The organism is Ruegeria atlantica (genome assembly GCF_013033965.1).
Lineage (GTDB): Bacteria > Pseudomonadota > Alphaproteobacteria > Rhodobacterales > Rhodobacteraceae > Ruegeria > Ruegeria atlantica_D.
This window is the reverse complement of the sequence record NZ_WQFE01000008.1, coordinates 197,473-224,406: the sequence shown is the minus strand read 5'-3', so window position 1 is coordinate 224,406 and position 26,934 is coordinate 197,473. Positions and strand designations below refer to the sequence as shown.

Annotated in this window: 25 protein-coding genes and 2 pseudogenes; 7 read left to right on the top strand and 20 right to left on the bottom strand. The window is 55.4% G+C overall.

Annotated features, from left to right (window positions below; genetic code table 11):
- Positions 1-601 precede the first annotated feature (601 nt).
- Positions 602-1,678: an IS110 family transposase gene (locus GOW16_RS15490; protein WP_170416575.1), complete on the top strand. Its 1,077-nt coding sequence runs from the start codon at positions 602-604 to the stop codon at positions 1,676-1,678.
- Positions 1,679-2,023: 345 nt separating this feature from the next.
- Here GOW16_RS15490 and GOW16_RS15485 read toward each other — a convergent pair.
- Positions 2,024-2,164: pseudogene (locus GOW16_RS15485) on the bottom strand (IS6 family transposase); the annotation flags it as partial.
- Between the two features lie 475 nt (positions 2,165-2,639).
- Here GOW16_RS15485 and GOW16_RS15480 point away from each other — a divergent pair.
- A pseudogene (locus tag GOW16_RS15480) lies at positions 2,640-2,747 on the top strand (IS6 family transposase); the annotation flags it as partial.
- A gap of 36 nt (positions 2,748-2,783) precedes the next feature.
- Here the strand turns inward: GOW16_RS15480 and GOW16_RS15475 are convergent.
- The gene (locus GOW16_RS15475; protein ID WP_170416573.1) at positions 2,784-4,043 is read right to left on the bottom strand and encodes a replication initiation protein; all 1,260 of its coding nucleotides are present in this window, start codon (positions 4,041-4,043) and stop codon (positions 2,784-2,786) included.
- A gap of 579 nt (positions 4,044-4,622) precedes the next feature.
- On the opposite strand from GOW16_RS15475, the gene GOW16_RS15470 reads away from it, so the two are divergent.
- The 3 genes from GOW16_RS15470 to GOW16_RS15460 all read left to right on the top strand — a co-directional run bounded on the left by GOW16_RS15470 (position 4,623) and on the right by GOW16_RS15460 (position 7,786).
- On the top strand, positions 4,623-6,008 hold the full coding sequence (locus tag GOW16_RS15470) for an AAA family ATPase (RefSeq protein ID WP_170416571.1): 1,386 nt from the start codon (positions 4,623-4,625) through the stop codon (positions 6,006-6,008).
- Positions 6,001-7,068 carry a ParB/RepB/Spo0J family partition protein gene (locus tag GOW16_RS15465; RefSeq protein ID WP_170416569.1) on the top strand — a complete coding sequence of 356 codons (1,068 nt, stop codon included), beginning with the start codon at positions 6,001-6,003 and terminating at the stop codon, positions 7,066-7,068. The genes GOW16_RS15470 and GOW16_RS15465 overlap by 8 nt, the downstream gene beginning before the upstream one ends.
- A gap of 289 nt (positions 7,069-7,357) precedes the next feature.
- The gene (locus GOW16_RS15460) at positions 7,358-7,786 is read left to right on the top strand and encodes a MarR family winged helix-turn-helix transcriptional regulator (protein ID WP_170416567.1); all 429 of its coding nucleotides are present in this window, start codon (positions 7,358-7,360) and stop codon (positions 7,784-7,786) included.
- 105 nt (positions 7,787-7,891) lie between these two features.
- On the opposite strand, the gene maiA is transcribed toward GOW16_RS15460, so the two are convergent.
- From maiA to GOW16_RS15380, 16 genes are all read right to left on the bottom strand, one after another.
- Positions 7,892-8,524 (bottom strand): maleylacetoacetate isomerase, encoded by a 633-nt coding sequence (gene maiA / locus GOW16_RS15455; RefSeq protein ID WP_170416564.1) that lies wholly within the window; start codon positions 8,522-8,524, stop codon positions 7,892-7,894.
- Between the two features lie 85 nt (positions 8,525-8,609).
- Complete coding sequence (locus GOW16_RS15450; protein WP_170416562.1) at positions 8,610-9,155, bottom strand: VOC family protein; 546 nt, start codon at positions 9,153-9,155, stop codon at positions 8,610-8,612.
- A 64-nt stretch (positions 9,156-9,219) separates the two neighbouring features.
- Positions 9,220-10,536: a TRAP transporter large permease gene (locus tag GOW16_RS15445; RefSeq protein WP_170416560.1), complete on the bottom strand. Its 1,317-nt coding sequence runs from the start codon at positions 10,534-10,536 to the stop codon at positions 9,220-9,222.
- Positions 10,533-11,081 (bottom strand): TRAP transporter small permease, encoded by a 549-nt coding sequence (locus GOW16_RS15440; protein ID WP_170416558.1) that lies wholly within the window; start codon positions 11,079-11,081, stop codon positions 10,533-10,535. Before GOW16_RS15440 ends, GOW16_RS15445 begins: the two co-directional genes overlap by 4 nt.
- 3 nt (positions 11,082-11,084) lie before the next feature.
- A complete protein-coding gene (locus tag GOW16_RS15435; protein ID WP_170416556.1) occupies positions 11,085-12,119 on the bottom strand; it encodes a TRAP transporter substrate-binding protein in 1,035 nt (344 codons plus the stop codon).
- Between the two features lie 16 nt (positions 12,120-12,135).
- On the bottom strand, positions 12,136-12,327 hold the full coding sequence (locus GOW16_RS15430; protein ID WP_170416554.1) for a DUF2783 domain-containing protein: 192 nt from the start codon (positions 12,325-12,327) through the stop codon (positions 12,136-12,138).
- Positions 12,324-13,958, bottom strand: coding sequence for an FAD-dependent oxidoreductase (locus tag GOW16_RS15425; RefSeq protein WP_170416552.1), 1,635 nt, complete (start codon positions 13,956-13,958; stop codon positions 12,324-12,326). Before GOW16_RS15425 ends, GOW16_RS15430 begins: the two co-directional genes overlap by 4 nt.
- A 25-nt stretch (positions 13,959-13,983) precedes the next feature.
- Positions 13,984-14,934 (bottom strand): MBL fold metallo-hydrolase, encoded by a 951-nt coding sequence (locus tag GOW16_RS15420; RefSeq protein ID WP_170416550.1) that lies wholly within the window; start codon positions 14,932-14,934, stop codon positions 13,984-13,986.
- A gap of 268 nt (positions 14,935-15,202) precedes the next feature.
- Entirely contained in the window at positions 15,203-15,931 is a 729-nt protein-coding gene (locus GOW16_RS15415; RefSeq protein WP_170416547.1) for a metallophosphoesterase family protein, read from the bottom strand.
- A 32-nt stretch (positions 15,932-15,963) separates the two neighbouring features.
- On the bottom strand, positions 15,964-17,019 hold the full coding sequence (locus GOW16_RS15410) for an aldolase/citrate lyase family protein (protein WP_170416545.1): 1,056 nt from the start codon (positions 17,017-17,019) through the stop codon (positions 15,964-15,966).
- Between the two features lie 12 nt (positions 17,020-17,031).
- Positions 17,032-17,832, bottom strand: a complete 801-nt coding sequence (gene hpaH / locus GOW16_RS15405; RefSeq protein ID WP_170416543.1) for a 2-oxo-hept-4-ene-1,7-dioate hydratase — start codon at positions 17,830-17,832, stop codon at positions 17,032-17,034.
- Complete coding sequence (locus GOW16_RS15400; protein WP_170416541.1) at positions 17,829-18,683, bottom strand: fumarylacetoacetate hydrolase family protein; 855 nt, start codon at positions 18,681-18,683, stop codon at positions 17,829-17,831. The genes hpaH and GOW16_RS15400 overlap by 4 nt, the downstream gene beginning before the upstream one ends.
- Positions 18,683-20,164, bottom strand: coding sequence for an NAD-dependent succinate-semialdehyde dehydrogenase (locus GOW16_RS15395; RefSeq protein ID WP_170416539.1), 1,482 nt, complete (start codon positions 20,162-20,164; stop codon positions 18,683-18,685). Before GOW16_RS15395 ends, GOW16_RS15400 begins: the two co-directional genes overlap by 1 nt.
- 24 nt (positions 20,165-20,188) lie before the next feature.
- Entirely contained in the window at positions 20,189-21,031 is an 843-nt protein-coding gene (gene hpaD, locus GOW16_RS15390) for a 3,4-dihydroxyphenylacetate 2,3-dioxygenase (RefSeq protein WP_170416537.1), read from the bottom strand.
- A 167-nt stretch (positions 21,032-21,198) separates the two neighbouring features.
- On the bottom strand, positions 21,199-22,707 hold the full coding sequence (gene hpaE / locus GOW16_RS15385) for a 5-carboxymethyl-2-hydroxymuconate semialdehyde dehydrogenase (protein WP_170416535.1): 1,509 nt from the start codon (positions 22,705-22,707) through the stop codon (positions 21,199-21,201).
- Between the two features lie 3 nt (positions 22,708-22,710).
- Positions 22,711-23,109 (bottom strand): 5-carboxymethyl-2-hydroxymuconate Delta-isomerase, encoded by a 399-nt coding sequence (locus tag GOW16_RS15380; RefSeq protein WP_170416533.1) that lies wholly within the window; start codon positions 23,107-23,109, stop codon positions 22,711-22,713.
- A gap of 105 nt (positions 23,110-23,214) precedes the next feature.
- Here GOW16_RS15380 and hpaR point away from each other — a divergent pair, with 105 nt between their 5' ends.
- Positions 23,215-23,655 carry a homoprotocatechuate degradation operon regulator HpaR gene (gene hpaR / locus GOW16_RS15375; protein WP_170416531.1) on the top strand — a complete coding sequence of 147 codons (441 nt, stop codon included), beginning with the start codon at positions 23,215-23,217 and terminating at the stop codon, positions 23,653-23,655.
- Between the two features lie 33 nt (positions 23,656-23,688).
- Here the strand turns inward: hpaR and GOW16_RS15370 are convergent, their stop codons facing one another.
- Together GOW16_RS15370 and GOW16_RS15365 are read right to left on the bottom strand one after the other, a co-directional pair.
- Entirely contained in the window at positions 23,689-25,041 is a 1,353-nt protein-coding gene (locus tag GOW16_RS15370; protein ID WP_170416529.1) for an aminotransferase class III-fold pyridoxal phosphate-dependent enzyme, read from the bottom strand.
- Complete coding sequence (locus GOW16_RS15365) at positions 25,010-25,855, bottom strand: IclR family transcriptional regulator (protein WP_170416527.1); 846 nt, start codon at positions 25,853-25,855, stop codon at positions 25,010-25,012. Before GOW16_RS15365 ends, GOW16_RS15370 begins: the two co-directional genes overlap by 32 nt.
- Positions 25,856-25,964: 109 nt before the next feature.
- Here GOW16_RS15365 and GOW16_RS15360 point away from each other — a divergent pair, with 109 nt between their 5' ends.
- A complete protein-coding gene (locus GOW16_RS15360) occupies positions 25,965-26,894 on the top strand; it encodes a tripartite tricarboxylate transporter substrate binding protein (protein WP_170416525.1) in 930 nt (309 codons plus the stop codon).
- Positions 26,895-26,934 lie beyond the last annotated feature (40 nt).

Below are 26,934 nucleotides of genomic sequence, written 5' to 3'. Positions count from 1 at the left end.
ATGCCGCTGAAAAAGCGGCCTAACATTTGAACCAATCACTCTCCGGTAAACCCGGGGCGGTTCAGATAGCCTCTCGCTGCGCACTCCGCCCGGATCTCGTTGACTATCCTCAGAAAACTTGGCGGTTCTGGTACGAGGTAGTGTTGGCGTAGAACGCGCTCGATTGTGCTTTCTACATCGGGTTCCAGGCGTCGTGAGCCATACTTCGGACCGCGTCGTTTAGGGAGTAACGAGCTCGCGCGCCCATCATTTATCTTGAGGCGACGGTAAAAGTCCCATGCGGTGCTTCTCGAAACGCCAATCTTCTTGGCCGCTTCCAATAGTAGCGGTCCAATATCCTGCCCTGACTCCTCAAGTTCCAGTATTGGACGCAACGCATTGGCCCGTTCAACTGCGAGCGCACTTTCTTCTGGGTGCTCTACTTCATTAGACAAGATCATCCCCACGCGACTTATCCACAGGACACTCCGTCCGGGAATTAAGGGCACAGTCCGGTAAATAATGATACAGTCCAGAAATTAGACCAGATGAGCGTTTTTGCGGCGGGCGCGACGCCCGTGTTTTTCTCGGCGAACGGAAACTGTTCGACGGAGAAAAACAAATGAGCAAGATGCTGTATGTGGGTCTGGACGTCCACAAGGATACGATTCCGGTAGCGGTTGCCGAGGATGGCCGGGGTGGTGAGATCAGGTTTCACGGGGCCATTGTCAATTCATCGGATGCTGTTCTGAGGTTGACCAAAACGCTGACGAAGAACGGCTGCACGCCATCCTTCTGCTATGAAGCGGGACCTTGTGGATATGGTCTTCACCGCTATTTGACGAAACTCGGGTTTGAATGCGCAGTTGTTTCGCCGACTATGATCCCGCGCAAATCAGGTGACCGGATCAAGACAGATCGACGCGATGCTGTGATGCTGGCGCGGCTTTGGCGGGCTGGGGAGCTGACCCCGATTTGGACACCTGATGAGGAGCAAGAGGCAATGCGGGATCTGATCCGCGCCCGCAAACAGGCGATGGACGCGGTGAAGACTGCCAAACAACAGCTTCTGAGTTTTCTGCTGCGCCATGGTCTTCGCTATGAGAATGGGAAGTACTGGACGCAACGCCATCGACGTTGGCTGGCAGAGTTGCGCCGCTTTCGTTTCCCGCATCAGCAGTTGGCATTTGAGGAGTACAAACGCGCGATCACCCAAGCCGAGGATCGGGTCGCAACGCTGGATAAGGTGATTGATGACACCATTCCGGGCTGGCATTTTGCGCCCGTTGTTGATGCGTTACGCGCCCTGCGTGGGGTCAATACGACTATCGCTGCAACCGTTGTGGCTGAGATCGGTGACATCACCCGTTTCGAGAATCCACGCCAACTCATGGCTTGGTTGGGGTTGGTGCCAAGCGAGCATTCCAGTGGATCCACAAAACGTCGCGGTCGATTGACAAAAACAGGCAATGCTCTGGCCCGGACAATGCTTGTGGAGGCCGGTTGGTCATATCGCCATCCCCCAAAAGAAGGGCAGCCTTATCTGAAACGGTCAGCACACTTGCCGCAGCACATCAAAGACATCGGATGGAAGGCCCAAACCAGGCTGTGCAAACGGTATCGGAATCTCAGCCGAACAGGCAAACCGCAACCCCGCGTTCTGTCCGCCATTGCTCGGGAACTGGCCGGATTCGTTTGAGATATCGCCAAGCAGACACCGCTGGAACCTTAACCATCCTATCTAGCCTGCCTGTGCAGTACGCTGGAGATGGGAGCCAATGATGGGGAAATCCTCGGAGTGCGTTGGAGCAAACACTCGGTCTTAGAGAGAGGCAATCCCACGTCGTATTTGGTAAGGCGGTATCCAACCCGCGGATGAGAGCATGACAACACTCGGTTCGGCTCACCGTCTCCAGCGCCTGTACAGGTTACAAACTTTGACCATCCCGCGCCAGCGGGGTAGTCTTTTCATGCCGGGAAAGCCAAAAACGCTCATGAGCGCACAATCAAGCACTGATTTTGCTCAACTTTCTAAAGTCAACGTCCAGTAGTTAACAGCACAGTGACAGCCACGCTCGGACATAATTTCTTCAAGATTACGGTACGACACGCCGTATCGAAGGTAGAAGAACACAGCAAAGAGGATCACATCCTTGGGATATTGTGCGCCTTTGAAGGAGATCATGAACTGGCTTTCGACTAGTTTGGACCAAAAGCCACCCACACGCGAACCCCAGCGAGTCAATAACTAAATCTTTGCAACAGAGCCAATGTTTGTGACTGCATCACAACCCCCTGCCTACGTTACGCGCAAAAACTGGCATTTTTGTTCATTAGTTCTGTTGCGCCACAGATTCCCTATTATATCCGATAAGTATCCCTTATCAGGTATAAGTGATTTTACCCCGAAATTGATGCAGAGTGTGCTCCATGAAGTCCCCTGCCCCGTTTCTTCCGACCGCCTCTCCGGCCCTCTCTGTTGAAGATCAGGAGGCGCTCACGGATCTCTATATCCGTGGTACGTCCGCCAACACATTGCGGGCGTATTAGCGTGATTTGATCTATGTGACCGGGATCTGCTTCAAAGATTTGACCATTGTCGCGCATGGATGTAGCGAGCGCTTGGTACAATCTATTTTTAGGTCGAAGGTCGGCTCACGATCTCGTTTAAAGGCGCGCATTACCCGAAGGACGTGATCTTGTTCGCCGTGTTCATGTATGTCCGGTACGGCGTTTCATACCGAGACCTGGAAGAGGTTATGGGTGAATGAGGCATTAGCTGGATGCGCCTTTCTCAACCGCCACTATGCGAACACGCCTGGTTCGAGTTCCTCCCAGAACTCAAAAATCTTGGTGGCGTTCAACCCGGATCGCCATCCATGAGCTCGGAAATGTTCTCGATCGAGGTCGTTATCCAGGCCAGACAAAAAAAGCCGTTTATCCGCATCCCGCTGCGTTGGGTTTCGCCGCGAAACCAGCTCTTCGACGATAGTTAATCGCCGCGCACGTTCACTTCGCTCTGCGGCACGCTCTTCGTATTCCCTATCTTGTTTCTCCTGTTCCGCCGTCCGAATTTTTTTGACCTCGTCAGTTGACGGATTGGGTGCCAGACGTCTTTCTTTTTCCGGTGCCTGGTAGTTGTCTCTCAGAGCCGCAGACAAAAACCCCAGGGTGGATTTGACGCCATCCCGACCCCTTACATAGTCAAGCTTTTCTCGAACATAGTCTTCCCCATGCTCGGAAATCCACTGCCGGGCCAACCTGTCAGAAACACCCTGTTCACGCAGTGTCTTGTAAATTTTCAGATTGCGAACGCCATCCTCATCATCAATTTCAAACATCGCCTTCTGCGGATTCCCTTTTATCAGGAACCGTATTTCCGTGACTGTGCGCCCCTTCTTTTGGAACTCAGGCTCGATAAGAATGTCAGAGCTTTTATTTACTTCAGCAACAGCTGGCTTGATGATCTTGGCGTTAAGGTGCTTGAAACTGCCATAGTAGTCGCTCCCATCGACCCCCATGAGCTTTCTGAAGACGTCTAATGCCCACCATCCCGTCGAACCCGTCCGGACAAATCGATAACAGTTTTCATAAAGCGCCAGTCCGTGCCCGGAGCTGAAGTTTCGTTGAATTTGGACGTTAATCAACGCGTAAATCTTCGGGTCATAAAGCTTCTGCGCTAAAGCTGGTGAATATGCATACTCGCAGATGCCATTTTTTAGTTTTGCAAAGCTCAGCAATGAAGAGACACCCCATTCCTGGCGCCCCTGCTCGTCCAGCATATCCCACTCGGCCACCGTCTCGGCCAAGGCGCGCAAACTTGCACGCAGCGTATCAAAGTCGTTCGAATTGTATCCAACCATCATCGCCAGAGTTCGAGCGTCAATAGTATGCGTCGGTGCCGACGTTAACGCGTCGTATGCGTTCAACAGCAGGACGTTCGACAGCTTGCGTTGCAGCAGCGTCAGCTTGCCGCTGATGTGGATCGCGGCGACGTTTTTCTTAACAGTCTCGCGGCGCAAGGCGCCCGCAAGGTTATCCATGTCAACTTGTGTATCCGGCATGATTCTGCCTGGCTGCTCGTTTGCTTATTGTTTGCACGTTAGGTACCTATGTTGCAATCTAATTTGGGTGCCCAAATACGGGATGACCGTGATCCCGTGGACGGGTACCTATCATCGCACTTGCAACAGTTATCCACAGAAACCCCGAATTCTGGATTCTCTCGATCACATGAAACCGGCAAATTCGACTCTGCCAACGCTCGATTTAGAGCCTTATCTGTCAAAAGAATGCAATCCTGAGAATCGGGTCCCGACCAACCGTAGTTCGGTACCGTTGGACCTGTATTTGGGGACCTATGATCCTGCAAACGGGTGCCCGTGTTACTGGAAACAGGTGCTCAAACACCTTTAATCTTTTGTTATTATTGATTTTTATTATCTCAAAGATTCTAAATATTACAAATAAACTAAACGCTTTGTTGCGCCTTTTCTAATATATCTATTAAGTTTCGTGGCGAAACCACCTGACAACCCCAACTTCTGTGGAAAAAACCCCCAGGAAGGATAGCCTAATCCCCTGATGTTCGCTACAGTGTGCCATATACGCCGACAAGGCGAACATTACCTGAGGTATCGACAGTGAATAAAAGCAACCAACCTCCCCTGCCCCCCTATCTTAATCTCGATCCCGAGAATGCAGCAGCGAAGTTACCCAATCCTATTGGAACCTCGCGATTCGCTAAAGCTGCAACATTCTGTGCAAAAGGGCGTGAGGATTTGGCTCGAAGAGGATACGCTCCAGACGGTGAAAAACGTCTTCGACGCTTTTCGATCTGGGAGATTACGAAGTACCTTATCCCGGTCGCGCCCGCACATTTAAGGCGAGTTCTCAAAGCAAACGCGGACCTACCACAAGGAGAGGGTGAGGCGGGGTCGAAATGGTTCACCTTGGAAGAAGTTCTAACCCTTCGTAAACACTTCGCTGCAGAGGGTGTTAGCACAAAAGAGTATCTTCCTTATCGCCCGGACAATCTCCCTGCCAAAGTTGTATCTGTGGCAAACTTCAAGGGAGGCGTCGGAAAAACTTCAACCGCGGCGCACCTCGCAATGTCTGCTGCATTGGATGGTTACAAAGTTCTTGTAATCGATTTGGATAGCCAGGGATCAATGACGTCAATTCTTGGCGGATCCGTTGCCGACGAATGGCAAACGGTTTTTCCGCTTATTGCAAAAGATTACGCACGCGCCGTTCAAGAGGAAAACCGAATAAGACAGGTCGGCGGGCAGGCGGAAATCCCTTTGGATGAAACGTTGCAGGAGGCGCTAAAAACAACATCAGTTGACGTTATTCAGAAGACGCATTGGCCAAATATCGACCTTATCGGCGCGCAATTGAATCTATACTGGGCTGAGTTTCAGATACCAGTATGGCGTATGGGGCTAAGAAGTTGGCCTTTATGGGACGGCCTAACCAATTTTCTCGAAAATGAAGGCGTCCTCAACGATTATGATATCGTTTTCGTCGATACGCCTCCTGCACTTGGGTACCTAACGATTAATGCATTGGCCGCAGCAGACATTCTTCTGGTCCCGCTTGGAGCGTCGTTCCTCGAGTTTGATTCAACGGGCCGGTTCTTTGATATGCTCTATACGACTTTCGCAAGCATTGAGGATGGAGAAAATGCAGCTCAAAGAGCGGCTGGATTGCCTGAGTTGAAATTCGAATGGGATGTGGTTCGGGCAATCATTACCCGGTTTGATGCCAGCCAACAGACGGACATGGCAAATGTGATCCAGGCATATTTCGGCGATTTCATGAATGCTTACCGGCAGGATTTCACAGCGTTGGTTGGGCAGGCAGGAGAGCAGGTGAACGGGATTTACGAGGCTGACTACCGCGATTTTAACCGTGAAACCTATGTGCGCGGGCGCGAAACTTTTGATCGTACTTATGCAGAGTTCAAAGAGGTTCTGATAGGTTGCTGGTGGCGTGATGCCCAGATGGGAGGAGAGTCGAATGGCTAAACGGAGAAGACTTGCTGTTCCAGATACAGCGGAATTGGAAGAGATGGAGGCAGGTTTCGCCGCGAAACCCTCATTGAATCCGTTTGAGAGTACGTCATCCACGCCGCCAATTGCACAGGTGGCCGCTGAAGCCGCGACTTTAAGTGGTATGGCAAACGTCACAGATCGTGTCGAACTAGCGAAAGATCAAAGCGACGCTGCACGTTGGCGAGACGCGCAGGATGCCGGATTGGTGGCTGAAATGCTGCCGTTGGACTTGATTGATGCCGAGTATATTCGCAGGGATCGAATGGTCGAGGACGAAGAGGCTATGGCGGAGCTTCTGGAATCTGTGCGAACTCATGGGTTGCGCACGCCCATCGAGGTTTCTCGGGAAGGCGAGGGTTTTGGTCTTATCTCGGGGTTCAGACGCCTGGACGCATTTAAGCGCTTGTCCAAAACCGATGGGCGGTTTGCTACCATTCCAGCCTTCGTGCGGGGTGCCGGCTCGGGGCAGGGAGCTTACGTGTCGATGGTTGAGGAGAATGAGCTTCGTTCAAATCTAAGCCCGTACGAGCGTGGACGTATCGCGGTTCTGGCCGTAGGGCAGGGGGTTTTCGAGACGACTGAGGCTGCAGTCGACGTTTTGTTTGCGGCGGCTTCCAAGGCAAAGAGGTCGAAAGTTCGAAGTTTTGCTATGGTCCATGAGGCGCTCGGCGACCTGCTGCAGCATCCTGTTGCCCTTTCAGAAAAGGCAGGCTTGAAACTGGCGTCAGCACTGAAAGAGGGCGCGCAGTCCAAACTTCGAGAAGCCCTCGCCGGAGCAGAGGCTATTGATCCGAAAGCCGAATGGGCGGTTTTGGAAAAAGCAATGAATTCGAGTCTGTCACCTTCGAACAAGAAACCGCGAGGAGGACGCCCGCAGCAAATCAAACAATTGATGCCAGTCAAGCTGGCCCGAGGGGGTACTGTACAGGCCGAGATTTCGCCGGACGAGGTTCGGATTAGGGTTCGGTTGCAAGGAATGTCAGAGGAAGATGCCCAAGAACTGATAGAACAGATCGTGCGCCACCTGGACTAGCGTCCTAGAGAACCCAAAATAGATGGTGACTGGAATACACATTTGACGAGCAATCACTGTGTAGGGATCACATGCGATTGCGAGGCTCTCGGTGTTATGCGCAAAAGGTCAAAATAATGAGCGTTATGAAGAGTTTCTTATTTACAGCCTGCGTAGCGCAATTAACTGCGATGACTCGGAAAAATTTGCTGGAAAGTGCGGTTACCATTCTCAAGATACCAATAAGCGACGGGGTGAGAGAGCCACTGAATGTCGTTGCACATGAAACAAAATCGACTTATAGTTTCGTATGCAACTAGATTCCTTCTTTCCATATCGTCTCGCCGTGGCGTCGGAGGCGTTCTCCCGAAAGCTAACTGAGGTGTATCAGCGAGAGTTTAGGCTATCTCGGGAAGAGTGGCGCCTTCTTTTTCTGCTTGCCAACGCCAAGAGTCTGACTTCGCTTGAACTTACCCAACGCACGACTCTGGATAAGGTCCAAGTCAGCAGAGCCGCGCAGAAGCTTGATGATAAGGGGCTGATAACACGTACGATATCCGAGGAGGATCGCCGAATCCGGGTCTATCACTGCACGCCCGAAGGTTTTCGACAATTCGAAAAGCTTCTGCCACAAGTTGATGCTTGTGCGCAGGAGATGCTGAATTCCATGTCCGCCGAGGATCGCGCGGCGCTGGACCGAGGGGTAACCGCGCTTCTCAAGGCTGCAACGGCGACATAAAACTTCTTCTGTCTCGCCATACCGCCAGGCGTAGTCTGAGCCAATCTGAGTACGGGATTCAGCATAATCAAGGTGTCGAACCAGCAGGGGATCGAACCTCTCAGATCAAGAGGCGTCGGGTTGGTTTTCAGGGTGGGCAGCGTCAAATGCAGGCAGCGCCAAGGCGCGCTTTTCAATCTCAAGAAGCCGCGGGAAAGATGTCATGTCGACGCCCCAGCGATGCGCGTTGTATAGTTGCGCGACCAGGTTGATATCGGCCAGATCCGGCCTGTTACCGAAACTGAAGGCGACACCGTCAGGCAGAAGTGCCTGATAGGCCTGGAACCCTTCAGTCATCCAATGCCGGAACCACTCGATCCCATCTTCGGCCGTGAGACCGTAGCGGGATTTCAGATGCGTCAAAACCTTGAGATTGTTAACCGGATGAATATCCATTGCTATGGTATGGGCCGCAGCCTTGACCCGAGCGCGCTCGAACGGATCTTCTGGCACAAGCGGGAAATTGGGAATTGTGGCGTCTAGGTAATCGATGATCGCTAGCGACTGGGTAAGCACGCGACCATCTTCCAGGATCAGAGTAGGGACACCCTTGATGGGATTCAACGCGACGTATTCCGGCGCGCGTTGTTCCCCGGAAACCAGATCGACCTGTATCGTTTCGTAAGAAACACCTTTGAGATTAAGAGCGATCCGAACCCGGTAAGAGGTTGTAGAACGCCAGTAGCTGTACAGTTTCATAACGCTTTTGTTCTGTTTCAAGCCGCATCAAGTCCAATCAAAGGTCAATGCCCGCGCCGGTAGTCCAACCGGCGCAGGAAGTCTTTCAGGCAGACTTGTTGAGTTCCTTGGCATGCAGCCAATCAGCATGTTTAGGAGCTTTCTTGGTCTTCGACCAATCCTCAAGCATCAGCCATTTCACTTCGTCCATGCGCTTCAGCATCTCTTCTTCCTCCGGGTCCGGGCAGGCCAGCTCGATCCGGTGACCAGAAGGATCGAAGAAGTAGATGGAGTGAAAAATCGAATGGTCAGTCACGCCCAGCACTTCGACGCCGTTGGCTTCCAGATGATCCTTGAACTGAATCAGCGCTTCGCGATCCTTCACCTTAAAGGCGATGTGCTGCACCCAGACGGGGGTATTTGGATCCCGGCCCATCTCTGGCTTGGTCGGCAATTCGAAGAAGGCGAGCACATTGCCGTCCCCGGCGTCCAGGAACAGATGCATGTAGGGGTCCGGTTCATGCGTCGAGGGGACGTGATCCTCGGCGATGGCCAGAATGAAGTCCATGTTCAGCATCTTTCCATACCATTCGACCGTCTCTTTTGCGTCTTTGCAGCGGTAAGCGACGTGATGGATTTTCTCGATTTTCATCGGTTCCTCCTTTCCGAGGGAGCAGTTTTTGGGCCGAGGCGGCGCAAAAGGGCCGACCGACCGTTTACATCAGCCCCACCAGCCAGAGCGACAGAGAAGGGACGAGGATGAGCAATGTCAGCCGCAGGATGTCTGCGATCCAGAATGGCAAAACCCCACGAAAGATGGTTCCAAGTGATACGTCCTGCAGCACACCCTTAAGCACAAAAACATTCATGCCTACTGGTGGGGTGATCAGGCTGATCTCAGTGGCTACGACGACGACAATTGCGAACCAGATCAACGCGTTTTCGGGGTCGAGAAGCAGTTCGTTGGCAAACTCAAGCTCGAACATCAGCGGGTAGAAGACCGGCACCGTCAGCAGGATCATCGACAGGCTTTCCAGAACGCAGCCAAGCACCATGTAAGTTGCGATGATAAACAGGATCACCGCCCAGACCGGCAGTTCGTTGTCGATGACAAAACCCGACAATGCATCCGGCAATCCGGCATAGTTGATGAAGTTGGTGAAAAGCTCTGCCCCGATGATGACGGCAAAGATCATCGCCGTCGCGCGGATTGAATCCAGCGTTGCTGCATAAAAACTGCGCCACGTCATCGTTCTGAGGGCTATTGCGATAAGGATCGAAGCACCTGCGCCCATTCCAGCGGCCTCGGTCGGCGTAAAGAAGCCGCCATAAATGCCGATCATGATGAAGAGGAAGAGGCCCAGCACACAAAAGACACCGATGACGTCAGACCGGCTCATCGGTTCGGTGTTTTCTTCTTCGGGTGCCAGAGCGGGGTTGATCCGTACCGCCACCATGACTGCGCCGAGATAGAGCAGCACACCGATGATACCCGGCACAATCCCGGCGATGAAGAGCTTGGCAATATTGGTTTCGGTCAGGAGGCCATAGATAATCAGGATCACCGAAGGAGGGATCAGTATTCCCAGCGTACCACCAGCAGCGATCGAACCGGTTGCCAGCCGATCATCATAGCCAAAGCGGCGCATGGAAGGCATCGCCACCTTAGACATCGTGGCCGCTGTGGCCAGCGATGACCCGCAGACCGCAGAGAAACCGCCGCACGAAAAGACCGATGCCATGGCAAGCCCGCCGCGCAATCTGCCGAAAAGCCGATCAGCGCCTGCGAACAACCCATGCGCCACGCCTGAGCCCGCCAACACATTGCCCATGAAGATGAACAAGGGGATGACCGAAAGCGAGTAGGACAACGAAGTGTCAAAGGCCACTTGACCTGTCATGGCCCAGGCCGGTTCCCAACCGCGCATGAAGGCAAATCCGAATCCACCCACGGCCGCCATCGCGAACGCAATGGGCACGCGCAGCAGAATGAGGCCCAGTAGGATCGCAAACCCGATCAGTGATTCAATCATGGTGCGCCCTCTAGGTGATCTTTGTCAGTTTCGTGCTCGACGGGTGGTTGTAATCCGCGCAGGAATGCAATGAACGCCGAAACCATGCAGGAGACTCCGGCCAGATAGCCGAATGGTGCCAGTGGAATCTCCAGGGCATTGGTCACTGCGCCGTCATGGGCAGCCTTGGCTGCGTGGGTGAAAAGCCGCCAAGCGAAGGTGGCCAACAGGGCCGCAGAAAACAGGCCTGCAAAAGCAGACATTAGACGTTGCGCCTTGCGTCCGAGCGCCAGATTCAGCAGGTCGACTTCAACATGTTCACGGCGCTCGGTCGTCAGCGGCAGGGCCAGGAAAACAAGCGCTGCCAGTAGTATTTCAGTAAGTTCGAATGCACCGGAAAGCGGCGCGTTAAACAAGTAACGGCCAACCACGTCGACACAAGTGATAAGGACAAGGCTGAACAGGATCAGCGCAGCCCCGACACCTAGTGACCGGTCGAGCAGCAGCCCGATGTCCAGCCCCTCTTCAGGGGGCTGGTCGGGGAAACGATGGCGCAGCCGCTCCATGGATCAAAATTCCACGCCAGCCTGTTTGCGGATCTCTTCCAGTGCCGCCGCTCCGTCATAGCCATCTGCCGAGATGGCTTCGGACCACGCGGTTTCGGCATCAGCAGCTTGGGACTTGATCGCATCAACCACCTCGGCTGGTGCTTCGTAGATTTCGATCCCGGCCTTTTCGGCCGCGGCATTGCCTTTCTGGTCCGCGCCGACCCAGGCCTCACCGACCAGGGCGGCAAAGGCTTCACCGGAAATCGCCTCGATTGCGGCCTGATCCTCTTCGGAAATCTCGTTCCACTTATCCTCGTTCATGACCATGAACCAGGTGGTGTTGTAGATGCCGCCGGGCACTTTCATCGTGTATTTGACGTCTCCGGTCAGTTTGAAAGCGGCAAGGGCGTCAAAGGGGAAGGTCACGCCGTCGATCACACCGCGCGAAAGCTTTTCATAGACTTCACCCGAAGACATGAACAGCGTCGTGGACCCAAGCCCGGACATCAGATCCGAGATGTAGCCGCCCGGCACGCGGATCTTCAAACCAGAGAAGTCATCCGTCGTTTCGATCTTGCGGACATTGTTGTGGAGCAAACCGGGGCCGTGCACGAAAAGCCCGAGAAGTTTGGTGCCTTCATGTTCTTTCTGAGCCTCCAGCGGGCCTGAGTAGACGTTCCAGAACGCCTTGGAACCAGCAACAGCATCGTCACCGATGAACGAAAACTGCCCGATCCGCGAGCGGGTAAAGCGATCATCTGTTGTAAAGGAATGCAAGCCATACGTTATGTCGGCAATTCCCTCGGCAGCCATATCGTAATGCGCCGGGGGCGGGCCCATCGGTTTTGCCAGAACGCGCACCGTCACACGGCCATCGGTGACTTCCTCTACCTGTTTTGCCCAAGGCTTGATGGCGTCAACCACGATCGGGTGGCGCGGCGGCAGCCAGCTTGACAGGGCAAGTTTGGTCTCGGCAACGGCTGTTGTTGCGATGGATATGGCAGCGGTTGCAATGCCGGCGAACAGCAGGGCGTTGCCCTTCAGTTTGATGTTCATGGTTTCCTCCCTTGGATTACGTGATGTCTGCGGCCCTGAGAGCCTGGCTCAGGACGTCGCGGTCGCCGATATGGTTGGCTAAGATCAGAATAAGCCGAGCGTTGATTGCGTCGCTCTCATCCTTGTTCTTGCCCTCGTGGGTGGCCAGCAGATCGGCGTAGAAATCGTCGGTTCCGTCAATATTGGGGGTCAGGATCAAATCGCTCATTGATTTACTTCCTTGCCGGTTGCGCGGCGCAGGGCCGTACGCATAAGGGCTTCGTTGAATTCCGCCCGACGGGCCGCGACATGCTGATCCGGACGGATCAGGTAGACCGCTGAAGTGGCTTCGCCGAGGTAACGTTTTCTGAGCTGGCCCGTTGGATCGTCGCGGGCCGAGAGCGCCAACCGCCGTGCGATTATTCCATCCTCTTCCAGGATTTCCGGGGCCTCAGCATCAATCGTCAGAAGGATGAACTCATCGCCGAGTTTCGGCAGAAGAAAGCCGTCACCCAATGGGGCATCGGGGCAGGGGGCACCAGGCTGTGTCCGCTCGGGGCCACCCGCAAGCGCATCGGCTGAATTGAGTTGCGATCCACTGTACACACAAGGAACCGAGAGCCTGCCGGAATTTACCATCGGCCGGGCGAATTCGTAAGTGCCGCTCAGACCAAGAACAGCATCGCGGAAGATTCTGCTGGTCTCAGATTTCGGTGTGATGAAGTCAGTAGAGCGGGTGGAATTCAGGATATTCTCATCTGCGCCATAGATGCGTTCGACATTGTAGGTTTCAAGCAGGCTTTCCGGTGCTTTGCCTTGAATCACCAACCCTAACTTCCAGCCAAGATTGTCCACGTCCTGCATGCCGGAATTGGCACCGCGCGCACCAAAGGGCGAAACCTGGTGCGCCGCATCGCCAGCAAAAAACACTCGACCCGATCGGAAGCTGTCCATCCGCTTGCACTGGAAGGTGTAGATTGAGGACCAGACCATTTCATAGTCCGCATCGCCCAGCATCGCATCCAACCGGCGGCGGACATTCTCTTCTTTCAGTTCCTCCGCACGGTCCACATCCCAGCCGATCTGAAAATCGATCCGCCAGACATCGTCGGGCTGCTTGTGCAACAGTGCAGAGGCACCCGAGCCGTGTGTTGGCTCGAACCAGAACCAGCGCTCGGTGGGGAAATTCAGATCGCCCTTCAACTTGATATCCGCGATCAGGAAGCTGTCCTGGAATACACGGCCGCTGAAATCCAGACCAAGCATCCCGCGTAGTGGCGAATTGGCTCCGTCGCAACCGATCAACCAGTCCGCTTCGAGCGTGTACAGCCCGTCCGGCGTCATCACCGTCAGGGTGACGTGATTGTCGTGCACCTGAACCGTGTCCACACGGTTTTTGCCGCGCAACTGGATCGGGGCACCGTCTTCCTGCAGTTCACGCAGCCGATCAATCATGTATTGCTCGAAGTAGGGCTGCTGGAGGTTGATGAAGGCAGGGTATTTATGCCCGTCCTCCGGTAGCAGGTTGAATTCGAACACCTTGTCGTCGCGGTGGAAGACCTTGCCGAGGTTCCAGACTACTCCTTTGTCGAGCATCGGCTCACCGCAGCCATAGCGATCCGCTACTTCGAGGCATCGTTTTGCGAAACAGATCGCGCGGCTACCCATGCCGATGCCTTCATGGTCATCAAGCACGACAACCGGAATACCCTGTCTGCCAAGGTCAAGTGCGGTGGCGATCCCGATCGGCCCCCCGCCCATGACGACAACCGGGTGGCGCACCGGCGCGTCCAGATCCTGATCCGGCGACTTTTTGTATGGATAGCTTTTGTAAGCCAGCTTGTAACGGTCATCGAACATCGAAGAATCCCCTCCCTTCAGGCGTTCAACCCTGCAGTTGCTCCCACATTTCCAAGTCCCGTTGCGCCGTCCAGATGCGCGGCGTATCGATGCCGCGCGCCTCGTCATAGGCGCGCGCAACGTTGAACGGCAGGCAGTGTTCGTAGATCGCGTAGTCCGCGAATTTCGGGTCGCAGGCGGCCCGAACAGCGTCCCAGGCCTCTTTCAGGGTGCCACCGCGGGCTGCCACTTTTGCTGCTGGGCGGTAGGTGCTCTCGACGAAGTCCCGGGTGGACTCGATCGCCGCTTCGACCATTTCTTTTCCGATCAGCGCATCACCCCGGCCCGGCGCAATGGCGTCGACATCGAAAGCGGCGATATTGTCGAGCGTGCCGCCCCAATCAGTGAAATGACCGTCACCGCAGTAGCAGGCCGAATGGTATTCGACGATGTCACCGGTAAACATAACGTTCTGGTCAGGGACGTGAATGACAATGTCACCGGCAGTATGGGCGCGCCCAAGATGCATCAGGTCTACGCGCCTGTTGCCAAGATAGACGCTCATGCGATCTTTGAAGGTGGTCGTGGGCCAGGTCAGCCCCGGAATGCTCTCGTGACCTTCGAACAGGCGCGGGAAACGCTGAAACTCACTGTCCCAGTCTTCCTGACCACGCTCGACAACTTGAGCCCGGGTTGTTTCGGACATTAGAACCTGATCCGCACCGTAGGCCGAAGCGCCAAGAACGCGGACCGCGTGATAGTGGGTGAGCGCTAGATGCGTGATTGGCTTGTCGGTCACTTCACGGACCTTCTCGATCACCTTGCCAGCCAGCCGAGGTGTTGCCTGCGCTTCAACGATCATTACGCTGTCATCACCAATGATCACACCGGAATTGGGATCTCCTTCAGCGGTAAAGGCCCATAGCCCATCACCGACCTCTGTGAAGCTGATTTTTTTTTCAACCAAATCTCCCTGAGATGCGAATGCCTTAGCCATTGTGTCCTCCCGACGTACGTTGCGCGCTCGACTCATGTCGTTTCATTTGCAACGACTATCGTTACAAATGAAACTAATGTCAATGCTGTTTGGTTTTGCAGCAATCGGTTTGGGTACCTTGTTTCCGGGAACAGCCGAACGGATATTCGCGAAGTGATTGGTCTGATATCGCGTTTTTCATTCCAGATTCATTGGAGGCCAATTCTGCAAGCCGTCCAAAGGGGCCACCCATTCATCGGCACCGGATACGTCCAACGCCGAGGATACCTCAGCGCGTCAAAAGCCTTCGACCACTCGCATCAAGAATCCAGCACTTAGTGCCTTCGAACACTGCAGCTGTCAGGGCATGCCCATAGCCTGCACCTGTGTCCAGGTTGATGCGATTGCCATGATGGTCTGCGTCGGCCACATGGGTGTGGCCGTGAACCACCAGCCAAGGGTGAGGAGTTGTATAGTCGAGAAACTCATCTCGGATCCAAATCATGTCGTCCGGGTCCTGCTGGTTCAGTGGGATACCGGGTCGAACACCTGCGTGAACAAACAGCAGATTGTCCTTCAAATGGTAGGGCTGCAGCCCTTGCAGAAAGCTGATATGGGCCTGCGGAACCGCCGCTTTGGCGCGGGCGTGGACCTGAAAGACGCGGTCGCCTTCGGTAACTTCAACGCCGTAAGACCTCAAAGTCTCGACACCGCCGATCCGGGGATGTAGCCAGTGATAGCCAACAAGCAGCCGCGCGTCACTGCGTGGGTAGTCCTCCAGAAACATCGCGCACATCTGGTCGTGATTTCCGCGTAGGAAGATCCAGTTTCGATCCTGGTCCCGACCTTGAATCAATAAATCCAACACGGCAGCACTGTTGGCACCCCGGTCCGTGTAATCTCCGATAAAGACAACTTTGGCTTCGGGGCCGCCATCTTTTTCGATACGCATAAGCGCTTCTTGCAGCAAACCAAGTTGACCGTGGATGTCCCCAATGGCGTAAATGGGTTCGTACATGGCTTTCTTTCAGAGTTTGGTTAGCTTTTGGGTCAGTTGGACCAGTCGATCTGAAGGTTTTCACGGAAGGCAAACCGGATCAGATGCGCCTCGATCACGTGTTGCCATCGTGCCAGATCCCCTCGCGGTCCGGTTTCGGCTTCGATTGACAGGCTTTCTGCTGTGGCCATCAGCCTGACCCGGTCTCCGTCGGGAAAAGCCACAAAGCCCTGATTGTCATCGAATGAGACTTCGGCTTTGTGAGACCAATGTTTGCACAGTTGCTTCAGGTATTTTCTGGCGGTATCGGTCCGGGCGGTGCCTGACACGCTTTGATCCGGCAACAAGGTCAGCGCTGTATCCGCGGCTGCGCGCAAGGTCTTTGCGAACAGAACCACGTCGATATCGGTGGCCAGAAAGGTGACGCCCAGATCCAGACATTTGCGCTGCATCGCCGGGTCCATCGTCAGAATACCTGCTGCCTTGCCTGATGCGACGATCCGATTCAGCGCGTCCAGAACGGCAGCTTCGACCACGGGGTGGGCGGCGTTGCCGATATGGCCCATATCCGCGGCCAGATCTGAGGGGCCAATGAACACGCCGTCTACGTCTGAGGCTAGAACATCATCGAGTGCGTCCAGGCCGGTTCGGTTTTCCACCTGCACCAATAGGCAGATCTGATCTCCTGCAGTTTTCAGATAGTCGGGGATCGCGGCAAAGCGCGAGGCGCGCGCCAGCGCCGAGCCGACACCGCGCACACCTTGCGGCGGGTATTGCACGGCGCGAACAAGATCACGCGCCTGATCGCCGCTTTCGACCATCGGCACCAGTATGTTCTGAACACCCGCATCCAGATACTGCTTGATCATCCAGGTCTCGCCAGTTGGTAGTCGCGCGACGGGTACGCAGCCTGATCCTTCGATGACCCGTACCTGATCCAGAATCGAGCGCAGATCGTTTGGCGCGTGCTCTCCGTCAACTAGCAACCAATCGAACTGAGATGTGGCTGCGATTTCGGCGGCATAAGCATCAGCCATTCCAATCCAGCAGCCGACCTGCGGTCGGCCAGACTTTAGCGCGACCTTAAACGCGTTGTGGGGCGCAGGCATCTCCGGTCTCCTTTAGGCAAAGTTGATATCGACCGAGCCAAAAGACCCGAAGTCTGCATGGATTTCAGTGCCCGGAGGGCATTCGACTGGCCGAATAAAACTCCCAGACAAGATAACCTGACCCGGCTCGATGCTCTGGCCGTACTGCGCCATACGGCGGGCCAGCCAGACGACGCTTTCAACGGGATCATTCAGAACGCCTGCGCCCAAACCGGTTTCTTCAATCTCACCATTGCGGAAGGTCAATGCCCCGACCCAACGCAGATCAAATGCATCCACCGCGTGCCGCCCGGGACCCAGCACAATGCCTGCGTTGGCGGCGTTGTCGCTGATTGTGTCAAATACGCTACGCGTCTTTCCGGTCGCGGGATCGACACGCTGAATGCGGGTGTCAAGGATTTCGATCGAAGGCGCAACGTAATCGGTGGCGGCAATGATGTCGTCGCGCGTGACGCCCTCTCCACTCACCGCAGATTTCATGACAAACGCAATTTCGGTCTCGATACGGGGCTGGATAAACCGGTTCTCAGGAACGGTTCCGCCATGATCGAACGCCATATCATCGAACAGAATGCCACTGTCGGGGATGTCGATATTCAGCGCATATTGCATCGCCTTCGAGGTCAGTCCGATTTTCCAGCCAATCACCTTGCGCCCTTGCGCCAGCTTCTGACGATAGATGGCGTTTTGCACCTGATAGGCATCGTCCATCCCCATCTCGGGATGGCGCAGCGACAAGAGTCCGATCTGTTCGCGCGTGTTTTCGGCCCTTAGAAGATCGGCAGCGGCGCGGGTGTGATCTTCGGGGGTCATACCTGTTCGTCCTCAACTGTGTTGCGCAGTGTGCCGATGCCTTCAACCGACACCTCGACCACATCGCCGGGCGCCAGGTATTTCGGTGGATCGAAACGCGCCCCTGCCCCGGTGGGCGTACCAGTGACGATGATGTCGCCAGGCTGCAATGTCATAAAGGTCGAGATGTATTCGATCTCGCGCCGGATCGGGAACATCATGCGGTTCAGAGTGTCGTCTTGGCGCAACTCGCCATTCACATGGGTCTGAATGCGCGCGTCGTCTAGCTGGGCTGCATCGGTAAAAGGCACCAGCCACGGACCGATGGAACCGGAATTGTCCCAGTTTTTTCCTTGCGTGACGTTGAACTTTGCATGGCGCACCCAGTCGCGGATTGTGCCTTCGTTACACAATGTCAGGGCTGCGATATGGTCATAGGCATCTGCTTGTGCAATGCGGCGACCGGACTTCCCGATAACGATAGCGACCTCGCCCTCATAATCCAACGTGTGGTTTTCCGGAGGACGGATTAGCGGGCGGTCGTGTCCGGTGAATCCGCTGGCAAAACGCGGAAACAGCGACATATACTTCGGTTGCTCGCTACCATCCTTGTATTCCGCGTTGCGGTCCGGGAAGTTTACACCGACGCACAGAATACGACGAACATCTGGCATCACCATTTCGTAAGTGAATTCCCTGTGGGTCACTTCGCGGCCTGCGGCATGCTCGGCCAGTTTTTCGAACGCGCCTGCGGCGATTACCTCGTAGAGACTGCCGTGATCGGGGAACGCGTCGTTCAGCGCAATTGCACCGTCATCGGTGATGGCACCGAAATAGGTTGCTCCTTTGGCGGTGTAAGTTGAAAAACGCATCAGGCCTCCTCGGCGGCGTTAATGCCACCCATGCACAGATATTTCAGTTCCATGAAGTCATCGAGCCCGTGGCGCGATCCCTCGCGGCCCAAGCCGGACATCTTAACCCCGCCAAATGGCGCTTCGGCGGTTGAGATCAGCCCGGTATTTATCCCGACCATGCCATATTCCAGCGCCTCAGACACGCGCCAGACGCGGGCCAGATCACGGGAATAGAAATATGAGGCGAGGCCGAATTCAGTGTCGTTGGCCGCCGCGACGACCTCATCTTCGGTGTCAAATTTGAACAGGGGTGCAACAGGGCCAAAGGTTTCTTCTGTAGCCACGGCCATTTCCGATGTCACGCCGGTCAGAATAGTGGGTTCAAAGAAGATGCCGCCCAATTCGTGGGCCTTGCCGCCAAGGGTTACAGTTGCGCCTTTGGCCGTGGCGTCAGCGACATGTTCGGTCACTTTTTCCACGGCGGCCTGATCGATCAGGGGACCAAAAATGATGCCCTCGTCAAACCCGTTCCCAGTTGGAAGGGCCGCCACCTTCGCGGCCAGCTTTTCGGCAAAGGCGTCATACACACCGGCTTGCACATAAATGCGGTTGGCGCAGACGCAGGTCTGACCGTTGTTGCGGAACTTGGCGATAACGGCGCCTTCGACGGCGGCATCCAGATCGGCATCGTCGAACACGATGAACGGCGCGTTGCCGCCCAGCTCCAACCCCAGTTTCTTGATCGTAGGAGCACATTGCGCATAAAGCAGCGCGCCGATCTCGGTCGATCCTGTAAAGGTCAGCTTCTGTACGACCTTGCTGGACGTCATCTCGCCGCCGATCCCGCGCGCTGATCCGGTCAGGACCGAGAACAACCCGTCCGGCAGACCTGCCCGATCAGCCAGAACTGCCAGTGCGATGGCAGAGAAGGGCGTCTGGCTGGCAGGTTTCAGAACCATCGAACAGCCTGCGGCAAGGGCCGGGCCGGCCTTGCGTGTGATCATGGCATTAGGGAAGTTCCATGGCGTGATCGCGGCCACGACTCCGATGGGCTGTTTTATGGTGACGATCCGCTTGTCCGGCGCATGGCCGGGCGTCACGTCGCCATAAGCGCGACGCGCCTCTTCGGCGAACCACTCGATGAAACTGGCCCCATAGGCAATCTCACCCTTGGCTTCGGCCAGCGGTTTGCCCTGCTCGGCGGTAAGTATGGCGCCCAGATCGTCCTGATTCTCCATCATCAGGTCATACCAGCGCCGCAGAATCTGGCTGCGCTCTTTGGCTGTGCGCGCGGCCCACGCTTTCTGAGCGGTCTGCGCTTCGGCGATGGCGATAGCGGTTTCTTCGGCCCCCAGATTGGGAACTTTGCCGATTACCTCACCCGTAGCCGGGTTGGTGACGTCGATTGTATCCGTCATGTCGGCTATGCCGATCCAATTGGTTCCTACTTTGGCTGCCTGAACTAGCAAAGAAGGATCGTTGAGACGAAGCTCTGACATTCTGATGGTTCCTGTGTCTCGGTCTCAGACCGAAAAGCTGATGTTTGCCTGACCCGTTCCAGAGCTTCCGAAATAGGGCGTGTAGATATCGATTTCGCCTTGGTAGCTGCCCCAGCCCAGAGCTCCGAACAGCAGCGCGGTGTCGTTCATCGCGCATTCGCCTGTACATTTCTTGGCGTAGTCGGGCAGGAGTTCGAGGAATTCTTCAAATCGCCCTTGTTCCCAAAGCTCCAATACACGGAGATCCATCTGACGGTTGAATTCGCCATTGACCGCATTCAACCCATCGACTGAGCGTTCGTTTGGCGTGAAATCGTGACTCAGTGAGCCGGATGCCAGGATCGAGACATTACGATCCGAACGCCGGATGCCTTCTGCGATGGCCTCGCCCCAGACACGGTTTTCGGCAATTGAGGAAAACTGGTTGACCGCCACCGGCAGCACCCGAGCATTGACGCCGTCGTTGATGAAATGCATCGGCAGCAGCGTACCATATTCCATGCCCAGATCGGGCTGGGCATGCCCCAGTGCGCGTTCGCCGCGTTCCTTCATCACGTCCAGAATGCTGTTCGCAAGCTCTGGGTCACCGCGATAATCGAATTCCATATCCGCCAGCATATGCGGCAGCTCGTGGCTGATGAACCGGCCTTTATGGTGGTTCTTGGCGTTAAGGTGAAAGCCTTGATTGGTGATCCAATGCGTGTCGAAAATGATGAACGTATCGACGCTGCGGTCAATCGCGTCCTGACGCAAGCGCGCGTATCCATCAATAGCAGGTTGCCGGATACCTTTGTACTTGGGCATTGTGTGGGACATCCAGATGCTTGGCACATGCGTGATCTTTGCGGCCTGTACGATCTTCCCCATGACAATTCCTCCTTATGAAAGGTGGCGTTCGACCGCCTCGAAGGGAGGGCGGGCGGTCGGACGACATTTGGTCAGACCCAAAACGGGTATTCTGAACCATAGGTGTTTGCGCGTATCCTAACTTAGTTCGATGTGCGGCCCACTGTTGGGATACCGCAGAATCTGGATTACTTGCCCAGCTGCACGATCTTGTGTTGGCCAGTAGCAAATCCGACGTGTTTCTGTTCCATGTAGAACTCGAACGACCAGTCGCCGCCGTCACGACCAATGCCAGAGGCCTTAACGCCGCCAAAGGGTGTCGGCAGGTGGCGGACGTTTTCTGAGTTCACCCAGATCATTCCGGCTTCGAGCTTGTCTGTAAAACGCAACGCGCGCGTCAGATCGCTGGTCCAAACGTAGCCGGTTAGTCCATAAGGCGTGTCATTGGCGATCTCCAACGCTTCTTCCTCGGTCGAAAAGGGGATGGAGGTGAGAACCGGGCCAAAGATCTCCTCACGCGCGATGCGCATCTGGTTTGTGGCATTGGTGAACAGGGTCGGGCGAACGAAGTAGCCCTCGTCACCCACTTTGACGCCGCCGGCTGCCACGGTCGCACCATCCTCTTTGGCGATGTCAAAATAGCTGGTTACCTTGTTGTAGTGTTCCTCGGTCACAAGCGGGCCGATCTCGGTCGCAGGGTCCAGCGGGTGGCCGACCTTGATGTTGTTTACCCGTTCAATCAGTTTGGCCTCGAACTTTTCCTTGATCGTGTCATGGATCAGCAGGCGTGAAGAAGAGGTGCAGCGCTCGCCATTGATTGAGTAGATCATGAAGATCACTGCATCCAGCGCCCGGTCCAGATCGGCGTCATCAAAAACGATGACCGGGTTCTTGCCTCCAAGCTCCAGATGCATACGCTTGAGCGTATCGGCACCCTGTTTGGTGATGATCGACCCGGTGCGGCTTTCGCCGACAAAAGCGATGGCCTTGATCAGTGGGTGCTCGGTTAGCGCCTTGCCCGCATCAGGGCCAAACCCGTTAACCGTATTCAGCACTCCTTTGGGCAAGCCGGCCTCTTCGGCGATTTCTACGAGCAGACGCGCAGTAAGGGGGCTGTCCTCGGCCGGTTTATGAACCACAGTGCAACCGGCGGCCAGTGCCGGAGCTGTTTTCCAAGTCGACAGCATGAACGGTGTGTTCCAAGGGGTGATCACGCCCACCGGGCCGATCGGCACGCGGGTGGTTATATTCATCAGCGTAGGCGACTTCAGATGCTGGCCATCGCGGGCCTGGACCACCTGATCGGCGAAATAGCGGAAGTTCTCGGCCCCGCGCAGTGCTGCTTTGGACATGAACCGCAGGGTTTGTCCAGTATCCCAGCATTCGCACAGGGCGATTTCCTCGGCGCGCGCCTCGATGGCTTCGGCTACGTTCAGCAGAACGCGGCGACGCTGGGTTGCGGGCATGTCGCGCCAATCGGCGAATGCGGCATGGGCGGCCTTGGCCGCTGCATCGATATCATCGGCGGTACCATGCGCGACATCGCAAATCACTGACTTGTCTACCGGTGATGTGGACCGGAACACGCCTGCAGCGCCGTCCCGATCCTCACCTGCGATGCGGTTCTTGATACCCGTCTCTTTGAACCGCGCCAAGAATCCCGCTAGTTTCTCGATATTTGTGTCCAGTGCACTCATGCTTCAGGTCTCCTGCGTGGTCGCGCTCAAGTGTTCTCGGATCGTGCCGGTCTTGGGCGAAAGGTCTGGGTCGATGTCGCGCATCTCAAGCGACAGCGCGATCGAGTATTGTGACAAGGCGGGTGCCAGATAAGCATTGACTGCCGCAAAAATGCGCTGTGTGGCATCGTGCTTGACGTCATCAGGGCGGCCGCCACGCAGGCGTATCGAGATATCGATGAAGCCATGGTCTGGGTTGCCGTCGGCGATCGCATAGTGGTCAGCGCGGATGGCGCGGACACGAATGCCTGGCAAGGGGAAGGTATCTATCTCCACCGCCGTCGCGCGAATGCACTCGCACAAGCCACCCATGTCGACACGATCGTCCAGATTGCCGGAGTATTCGACGTGGAAATGTGGCATGTCTCCTCCTTTATTGTTAACATGTTTAGTAAATTGCGCTACGCTCGTCAAGAGCTTGCTTTGTTAATCTTTGCAATTCCCGAATTGGAACTCTAGAAGTCGGATATGAACACTCAAAGCCACACCCAGAGCACGTCTCGATCCCTTCCGATTGCTTTGCTGCGCGCGCGCGAAACCGTTATGGCCCCGATCCGGGATATGCTGCAGGGCATTCAGCTGACCGAACAAAAATGGCGCATCCTGCGTGTTTTGGACGAATTGGGCGAAGTCGAACAAAGTGCCATCGCCAACGAGGCATGTCTGCTGTTGCCCAGTCTGACGCGCATTCTGCGCACGATGGAGGCCGAAGGCCAGATCACCCGCCGTCAAGATAGCCAGGACAAGCGCCGCACTATGGTGAAGATTACGGATGACGGGCGTAGGATTCTTGCGGATAACCTCGCGACGTCTTTGGCGATCACCAGTAATATCGAGGCGCAGATGGGACGCGAAAAGCTGGATCACCTGCTGGACCTCCTTGAGGAGTTGCAGGCCGTAAAAGTCTGACCCCGGCCTTGCAGATCAGGGTCAGAGCGGCGGTTAGAGACTTGCCAGACCGGTATCGAGTGCCGACAGGATCTTGGAAACATTGTCAGATGTGATGATCAGAGGCGGCGACAGGATGATGTTGTTGCCCGATACACGGACCATCACGCCATCTTCGTAGGCTGCCTTCTGGACCTGCAACGGCAGATGTCTGGCGATAGGTGCTTTGGTGGCACGGTCTGACACCAGTTCCAGCGCGCACATCAGACCCTCGCCGCCGCGCACGTCGCCAATCGCGTCGTATTTCTCGGCCAGCTTTTTCAGACCGGCGAACAATTCATCCCCACGAGCGGACGCATTTTCCCAGACCCGCAGGCGGTTGATTTCCGACAGGGCCGCCAAAGCGGCTGCCGCGCCGACCGGGTGGCCGGAATAGGTATAACCCTGATCAACTGACGCCTTGCCTGTGGTGTCACTTTCAAACACCTCGGCGACTGCGCCCGAGATCATGGCCGCACCAAACGGGAAGTATCCATTGGTGATTGCCTTGGCGGTGGTCATGATGTCGGGCTGCACACCCCAATGCCGAGCGCCGCTTTCGCTGCCGGTTCGGCCAAAGGCGGTGATGATCTCGTCCGATATCAGAAGAATGCCGTGTTTCGAGCAGACGTCGCGCACCATGGGCATGAAGCTTTTGTGCGGCGGGATCACGCCGCCGGCGCCAAGAACGGGTTCCATGATGAAAGCGGCGACGGTGTTCGCGCCCTGGAACGTTATTTCTGCTTCCAACGCTTTGACGCAGAGCTGCGCCAAACGTTCGGGGTCGGTCTCATCGAACGGGTTTCGGTAAGTCCACGGAGCGGGCACATGGAAACAGCCTGGCATCATCGGCTCATAAGCCGCTCGGAACTTCTGGTTTCCATTTACCGAGGCGGCGGCGAAATGGGTGCCGTGGTAGCCTTGTTTCAGGCTGATGAATTTGGTGCGCCCCTCCTGACCACGTACTTTGTGATACTGCCGCGCCAGTTTCAGCGCGATCTCAACTGAATCGGAACCGCCCGATGTGAAGAACGCACGGGTCAGCCCATCGGGGGCAAAGAACTGAGCAAGCTCATATGACAGCTCAATTGCCTTGTCGTTGCTGGTGCCACGGAAGGTGGAGTAATAGGGCAGGGCGTTCAGCTGATCAGCAATCGCCTGTTTGACTGGTTCGCAGGAGTAGCCAAGGTTTACGTTCCAAAGACCGCCTACGGCGTCGATGGCCTTATGCCCGTCAACATCGACGATGCTGACCCCTTCGCCTCCGGTCAGGATTGTGGGCGGGTTCTTCTGGCTGTCGGCAGGGTGCGCCATTGGATGCCAGAAATGTCGAGCGTTATTTTCCTTCAGAAAGTTGGAATCTTTCATTTCGGGGTTCTCCGGGTATTGAGTCCACTGCCTGTCGCGGGTGGAATTCGGTTGGAAATGTCTCGGGTATCTGGCCGCCAAAGTTTGCGGTCAGCTCATGCGTAAGTGTGTGAAGAGAACTCAAGATGGCTGGCAGCCGTTCGCTAGTGGCACGGCTTTCGGGAACGGCGATCGCTATTGTTCCGATTGCGATTTGGTCGATACCAAAGATCGGCGAGGCAAAGCCATAAACGCCATCCTCGTAGCTGCCATTGCTGTTGGCCCATCCTGCGCGACCGACCAGCTTGACTCGCTCACGAATAGTATCCGGGTCAGTAAGGGTCTGGTCTGTATAGCGGGTAAGCGGATCAGAACCGAGACGCTCAAAAAGAAAAGTGGGGCCAAAGCTTAACATGCACAGACCCGATGCGGTGGCATTTATTGGGATGATCTCGGTCGGATCCAGACTGACGCGCACGCTATGTTGCGTCGTCTCGACCACAAGAGCGGTTTTGAGCGTGTCTTTTTCAAGAAGGGATAAGTGCAGACTTTCTCCGACGACTTGCATCGCGGACCGCATCTGTGAACGGGCACCTTCCAAACCGGGTTTGGCAATCTCGCGCAGCGCCGCCAATCGCAGCGCCGCGGGGCCAATCATGTAGGACTTGGACATCGGATTCTGCTCGATCAGGCCAAATTCTTCCAACGCCCGCAGATGCCTGAGCGTGGTTGCTTTGTTGGCTCCTGACAGCCGAGAAAGTTGGCTCAGGCCGATCTCCGGCTGCGAGTTCGAAAAATATTCTAACATTTTCAGAGCGTTAAGGGCAGTCCCCATTCTTCATACCTCCTTAGGCACACCACATACTTGACAGATACAATTTAACAAAGCAAGATATTTATTGTTAACACGGTTCAATAAATGAACCACGCACTGGGAGGTGTCAATGAAGAAATTTCTAGCAACCGCCGCCTTTGTAGCTTCTGCAACAGCTGCACTGGCCGAATATCCCGAAAAGCCGGTTTCCTTTGTGGTTCCGTGGCCTCCGGGCGATCTGGAAGATGTTCTGACGCGGATGATCGCGGATGAATTCCAGGCGATGTACGGTGTTCCTGCGGCAGTGGTGAACAAGCCCGGCGGCGGCGGTGGACCGTTTCCCGGTGCTGTAGAAGTGGCCACTGCCCCGGCGGACGGCTACACGATCGGATCGTTCGTAATTGGGGTGCCAGTTATTGGACCGGAAATTGGCATTCCCGAACTTAATCCGAACCCGTTTGATCCTATCGGTATCTTCCTGACATATCCCTTTGTGATTGCAGCCAGCAAAGACGCGCCGTTTTCGAACTGGGAAGAACTCGTGGCGCATGGCAAAGAAAACGACGTGGCGCTCGGGCATTTTGGTTCGGTCTTGCCACCAACCCAGGTGACCTTTGCGGCGGCGGTCAGCAGCGGTTTCGACTTCGCCAGCGAAGCTGCATTTGACGCGTTGGATTGCAACACACTGGCCTCAGGCGATGTGGATGTAATCAACACCACGCTTCAACTGGTGCTGCCCTGTCTCGATCAGGTGAATGTTCTAGCCAGCATCGGCGGTGAACGAATTTCACTGGTGCCGGACACACCCACGATCGTTGAAATTAATCCGGATCTACCGCTGGCGCTTTGGAACGGTTTGTTCGTTCACAAGGACACACCAGATGATGCGCGCGAAAAAATTACGGCCGCCGCGCAGAAGGCTCTGCAATCAGACAAAGCCAAGGCATTGGCCGCAGAAACCGGTGCGCTGATCTACTGGCAGGACCCGGATGCGTCGAACGCGCAGATCGAAACGGACAAAGCGTCTTTCGCAAAAATCGAAGAAATTCTGGGCGAATAAGTTCCAGATCGAGGCGCGGGGCATTGCTTCGCGCCCTTTT

Coding starts and splice junctions, on each gene's coding strand:
- GOW16_RS15410 (WP_170416545.1), bottom strand. CDS start 17,019: ATGCCTGCGCCCCACAACGCGTTTAAGGTCGCGCTAAAGTCTGGCCGA.
- GOW16_RS15440 (WP_170416558.1), bottom strand. CDS start 11,081: ATGGAGCGGCTGCGCCATCGTTTCCCCGACCAGCCCCCTGAAGAGGGG.
- GOW16_RS15450 (WP_170416562.1), bottom strand. CDS start 9,155: ATGAAAATCGAGAAAATCCATCACGTCGCTTACCGCTGCAAAGACGCA.
- GOW16_RS15360 (WP_170416525.1), top strand. CDS start 25,965: ATGAAGAAATTTCTAGCAACCGCCGCCTTTGTAGCTTCTGCAACAGCT.
- hpaH (WP_170416543.1), bottom strand. CDS start 17,832: ATGACCCCCGAAGATCACACCCGCGCCGCTGCCGATCTTCTAAGGGCC.
- maiA (WP_170416564.1), bottom strand. CDS start 8,524: ATGAAACTGTACAGCTACTGGCGTTCTACAACCTCTTACCGGGTTCGG.
- GOW16_RS15430 (WP_170416554.1), bottom strand. CDS start 12,327: ATGAGCGATTTGATCCTGACCCCCAATATTGACGGAACCGACGATTTC.
- GOW16_RS15435 (WP_170416556.1), bottom strand. CDS start 12,119: ATGAACATCAAACTGAAGGGCAACGCCCTGCTGTTCGCCGGCATTGCA.
- GOW16_RS15380 (WP_170416533.1), bottom strand. CDS start 23,109: ATGCCACATTTCCACGTCGAATACTCCGGCAATCTGGACGATCGTGTC.
- hpaE (WP_170416535.1), bottom strand. CDS start 22,707: ATGAGTGCACTGGACACAAATATCGAGAAACTAGCGGGATTCTTGGCG.
- GOW16_RS15415 (WP_170416547.1), bottom strand. CDS start 15,931: ATGTACGAACCCATTTACGCCATTGGGGACATCCACGGTCAACTTGGT.
- GOW16_RS15400 (WP_170416541.1), bottom strand. CDS start 18,683: ATGCGTTTTTCAACTTACACCGCCAAAGGAGCAACCTATTTCGGTGCC.
- GOW16_RS15395 (WP_170416539.1), bottom strand. CDS start 20,164: ATGTCAGAGCTTCGTCTCAACGATCCTTCTTTGCTAGTTCAGGCAGCC.
- GOW16_RS15490 (WP_170416575.1), top strand. CDS start 602: ATGAGCAAGATGCTGTATGTGGGTCTGGACGTCCACAAGGATACGATT.
- GOW16_RS15370 (WP_170416529.1), bottom strand. CDS start 25,041: ATGAAAGATTCCAACTTTCTGAAGGAAAATAACGCTCGACATTTCTGG.
- GOW16_RS15465 (WP_170416569.1), top strand. CDS start 6,001: ATGGCTAAACGGAGAAGACTTGCTGTTCCAGATACAGCGGAATTGGAA.
- hpaR (WP_170416531.1), top strand. CDS start 23,215: ATGAACACTCAAAGCCACACCCAGAGCACGTCTCGATCCCTTCCGATT.
- GOW16_RS15475 (WP_170416573.1), bottom strand. CDS start 4,043: ATGCCGGATACACAAGTTGACATGGATAACCTTGCGGGCGCCTTGCGC.
- GOW16_RS15445 (WP_170416560.1), bottom strand. CDS start 10,536: ATGATTGAATCACTGATCGGGTTTGCGATCCTACTGGGCCTCATTCTG.
- hpaD (WP_170416537.1), bottom strand. CDS start 21,031: ATGGGGAAGATCGTACAGGCCGCAAAGATCACGCATGTGCCAAGCATC.
- GOW16_RS15365 (WP_170416527.1), bottom strand. CDS start 25,855: ATGGGGACTGCCCTTAACGCTCTGAAAATGTTAGAATATTTTTCGAAC.
- GOW16_RS15425 (WP_170416552.1), bottom strand. CDS start 13,958: ATGTTCGATGACCGTTACAAGCTGGCTTACAAAAGCTATCCATACAAA.
- GOW16_RS15420 (WP_170416550.1), bottom strand. CDS start 14,934: ATGGCTAAGGCATTCGCATCTCAGGGAGATTTGGTTGAAAAAAAAATC.
- GOW16_RS15460 (WP_170416567.1), top strand. CDS start 7,358: ATGCAACTAGATTCCTTCTTTCCATATCGTCTCGCCGTGGCGTCGGAG.